This is a genomic window from Peribacillus sp. NPDC058002, from assembly GCF_042886655.1.
Taxonomy (GTDB): Bacteria; Bacillota; Bacilli; order Bacillales; family DSM-1321; genus Peribacillus; species Peribacillus aracenensis.
In genome coordinates this window covers 1-4,368 of record NZ_JBHVQU010000276.1, presented here as the reverse complement: position 1 = coordinate 4,368, position 4,368 = coordinate 1, and the positions used below count along the sequence as shown (strand labels likewise).

The following is a 4,368-nucleotide window of genomic DNA, read 5'->3' as shown; positions in this document are numbered from 1 at the left end:
ATTTTTGGGAGGTAAGGATATGGAAACGGACAAACGGAATTTACAGAGGACAATGACTTCAAGGCATATTACGATGATGGCATTAGGCGGTGCCATCGGGGCAGGTTTATTTAAAGGAAGCAGTTCAGCCATTGATATGGCCGGCCCTTCCGTAATCATTGCGTACTTGATAGGTGGGATCATCCTATTATTCATCATGCAAGGTTTAGCTGAAATGGCGGTCCGCAATAGCGGTGCACGCACATTCAGGGATTTGGTCCAATCGATTTTAGGAAAGTATCCTGCCTATTTCCTGGATTGGATCTATTGGAAAATGTGGGTATTGAATATCGCGGCTGAATCAGTGGTTGCGGCGATCTTCCTTCAATATTGGCTGCCTGGATACCCAATCTGGATACTGGCATTAGCTGTTTCGGTTTTAGTTACTGCGGTTAACTTACTTTCGGTAAAGGTTTTTGCGGAAACGGAGTACTGGCTTGCTTTAATTAAAATAACTGTAATCATTGTGTTCATCATGGCTGGATTATTGTTGCTGCTCGTTACTTTTGGTGATCATACAGCCGTCGGTTTTTCTAACTTGACTGAACATGGCGGTTTCTTTCCGAATGGATCGACAGGCTTGATCACGGCGATGCTGGTAGTCATCTATTCATATGGCGGTACGGAAATCATCGGGGTCACATTAGCTGAAACGAAAAATCCTGAAAAAGTGGTACCAAAAGCCGTTCGCAGTACATTAATCAGGATCATTTCCTTCTATATCATTCCTTTTTTCATCATCGTTAGCTTAATTCCTTGGAACGAAGTAAACGGGGTGCAGGAAAGTCCGTTTGTTATGGTCTTTCAAATAATTGGGATTCCTGGTGCCGACCATATTATGAACGCCGTTGTTCTATTAGCGATCATTTCCTCGATGAACTCCGGGTTATATGGTTCATCCCGCGTTCTATATACACAAGCCGTGGATGGTCGCATTCCGAAAATCTTTTCCCGGTTATCCAAGAAGAAAGTACCTGTTCCCGCAATCTTAATGTGTACTTCCGCTTTATATGGAGGTGTACTGATTTCCTTATTTGCTGGAAGCAAGACATTCGAGTTCCTAATGGGTTCGCTGGGATATACCGTATTATTCATCTGGTTGATTATTGCTTTCGCCCATTTGAAATCACGTAAACAACAGTCCGGAAAAACAAGTGCCTATTCGGTAAAATGGTTCCCGTACACGACTTGGGCTGCGATCATCGCGTTAATAACGATCCTGATCGGAATCATTTTCACGACATCCATAATCGTTACGATCATTACACTTTGCATCTACATCTTCATTTCCTTGACGTTTGTATGGAAAAAACGCCATAACAAAATCTAGAGAAAGCGGGGATATCGCTTTTGCCTTCTCGCATATAAGTTTCAAGCCATGGTAGCATGCCATGGCTTTCGTTATGTATTCTTGGTCACATCTAAAAGTAAGAGATATCCATTTTACTAGTTCATGGGAATCATTAACTTGAGCAATTAAAGAGTTAATCTAGTGAAAAATGTTGTATAATAATCTTTGGAAAAAAACCAATTTATTGAAAGCCGGAGCGAGCCATGAAAAACAATTCCATTCTATCCTTTCACCCGTTATATTATCTATTACTTTTGGTGATCACTAGTTCCATCTATTCAATCATCAACCAATCTTCAGGTCATGCTGTCGATGTTACGACTATAATAGATGGGGAGATTCCCTTTATTAAAGAATTTGTCGTGCCTTATTTACTTTGGTATCCGTATATTTATGGATTGCTGATTTACTACTGTTTTGTTGACCGAAAGCACTATTTCGTAGGATTAGGCAGTTTAATATCGGGGAAACTTCTCTGTTTTCTTGTATATTGCCTTTGGCAATCGACAGTCCCGCGTCCAGAAGTAGTGGGGAACGATGTCTTTGCCCATTTAATGAGGATCGTCTATAGTCATGATCAACCTGTCAACTGTCTTCCCAGCATTCATGTACTGACTACATTCATCATGATGATCGTCGCCCATAAGCGGAAAGAACAGCATAAATGGGAGTATGCCAGTGTCACTGCATTCGGAACACTGATAATCCTCTCGACGCTATTTACGAAACAGCATGCTGTATTGGATGTACTCGCAGGGATACTTCTTGCATGCGGGGTATATGCAGCTGTCCAGTATATGTTCCAAGCCCTATCGGCTTATCAGGCCAATCATTTCGCAGCGAGGCAAATTAAAAAGTGACCACAGGAAATAGCCACTGTAAGAATATTGGCTCCCATGAGCTGATATGTTACAGTGGCTTTTTGTGTATTAAAAAATTGGATATTTATGTTAAATTATATATGATATGATGTTTTTAATCGAATTGAAACAATGGAGGGAGGAAAAGAATGCCTCATTATCTTAATCGAATGGCTGAAGACTTGGTTAAAGTGAAGTTGGAAAATTATTGGCCGGGTTTTGAACTTGCTGCTTATGCATTATATGATAAGAGAAATGTTTATCTATTCAATCATCCCAAAATCAGTAACGATCCACAATGTACATATCATACTTTAAAGTGGGATGTACGGTTAACTGGCGACACAATTATTTTGTATGAAGAATATCCCACTGCAATTGTTAATATGGATTCGTATGAGCATTATGAAGATTTGTATTCAATAGTGGTTCACGAATTATTTCACGGCTATCAATATATTAAAGATGAAAAACGGTTTCCTGATGAAATGATGGGAATCACATATCCGTTGTCAAAAGAAAATGTGGAATTGCGAAATCGGGAAAGAGCAAATCTTTATCATGCGTTGTTGGAAAATAACGTAATGAAGAAGAAACAATACCTTGCTGCTTTCATTGCCCTAAGGGAAAAAAGAGCCGCCAGTATTGAAGAGTACTTAATGTATGAAAATTTGATTGAAACCATCGAGGGACCTGCGTGGTATGTCGAATTAAGGGCTTACTACGAAAAAAGCCCGCTAGATTACGATTCAGTTTTAAAAAAGTATGCACAACCACTAATTAACAAATTTGAATCTACTTCTAGTATTAGAAAAAGTTGTTATAGTTCCGGTTTGTTTATGTGTTTGTTACTTGAGGAGCTTTCACCAGGCTGGATGGAAAGTTTTTTTGATAGAGAAGAAACATTATATGACCTATTAAAACAGCATACCGGTGACTATATCGAAGATTCAATAGGTGTTGTTAAGGTAAGTACTGAAACGGAGGAAGCAGTTAATTTTGCTTTAGAAAAGAGAAAAAGTGAATTTGAAGAATTTTATCAACATGCAGGAATTCATCTATATATTGAAGGGGAAATAACTGCCAAAACCTTTGATCCTATGAATATCATTGCCTTTGAAGATAGACTTTTACATAAAAGCTTTTTAAAAGTAAGAATCAACAATCAAGACTTTCTTTTTCAACAGCCTGTAATTGCCCATGTTGGTAATGGAATTAAAAACATAAATAAATTACATCTGATATTAGGGAAAAGCCCCATTGAAAACAGTGATTCGCTTACAATTGATGGTGTTGGAGAAATAAAGGGAAGGTATAAGAAACAAGAAAATATCTGGCATTTACTTATTGATTAAAATGGACATTAAAAAATAAGTAGGGGAATGTAAAGGTGCTTGATGTAAACAAAGCGTTATCCAGGGAAAGTCAACTCTTTTTAGAAGACCTCAGATTATATCTTTTTTCAAGTGGAAAGAAAACGGCTGAAATCGAGGATATCATCGAAGAGTTGGAGGTCCATCTTTTCGAAGCGGAGAGGAATGAAAAAAGTGTAGGACATATCATAGGCAGAAGTCCAAAAGGGTATATGAAACTTCTTTCTGATGAAATGCCAGTTGATTTTAAGGGATGGCTGAAATATATAGTGATGATTTTAATCGGGGCATTTTCCTATTGGATTATTGCAAAAGCTATAAATGGTGGGATTGAATTTTCATTGTGGGAAATCCTTGGTTATCCTTTGGCGGGAATCCTTTCAATATTCGTTTATATGTTATCTTTTAGGTATATGGCTAGTCATAAATTATCCAAGGTCAAGCAAGGTGCACTCCTATATGGACTAGGCATAATCTCGATTGCGTTATTTGCCAGTTTAATTTTGTTTAGTGAGATTTATGGCACAACGTTTATTGAATTTGAAAACACAGGTAATATTATTGCTGTAATTCTAGCCATTTCAATATTCATCCTCATATCCTTATGGAGCAAATCCTGGGTTTCCATCATCATTCCGATCCTCCTTTTTGCACCTGAAGTTTTATTGAAACAGACCCATTACCAAGGGGATGTTAATTTGATACTGAGCAGTTTAATAACGATGCTGGGTATCCTCCTTTATTG

General features: G+C 38.1%; 4 protein-coding genes. All 4 read left to right on the top strand.

What is annotated here, in order from left to right; all coding sequences use genetic code 11:
• The first annotated feature begins 19 nt into the window (after positions 1-19).
• Positions 20-1,369, top strand: coding sequence for an amino acid permease (locus ACFVSH_RS23415; RefSeq protein ID WP_387708108.1), 1,350 nt, complete (start codon positions 20-22; stop codon positions 1,367-1,369).
• A gap of 224 nt (positions 1,370-1,593) precedes the next feature.
• Positions 1,594-2,250 carry a phosphatase PAP2 family protein gene (locus tag ACFVSH_RS23410; RefSeq protein ID WP_387708106.1) on the top strand — a complete coding sequence of 219 codons (657 nt, stop codon included), beginning with the start codon at positions 1,594-1,596 and terminating at the stop codon, positions 2,248-2,250.
• Between the two features lie 149 nt (positions 2,251-2,399).
• Positions 2,400-3,605 carry a hypothetical protein gene (locus tag ACFVSH_RS23405; RefSeq protein ID WP_387708104.1) on the top strand — a complete coding sequence of 402 codons (1,206 nt, stop codon included), beginning with the start codon at positions 2,400-2,402 and terminating at the stop codon, positions 3,603-3,605.
• Positions 3,606-3,640: 35 nt separating this feature from the next.
• On the top strand, positions 3,641-4,368 hold a 728-nt coding region (locus tag ACFVSH_RS23400), incomplete at its 3' end, for an HAAS domain-containing protein (RefSeq protein ID WP_387708102.1).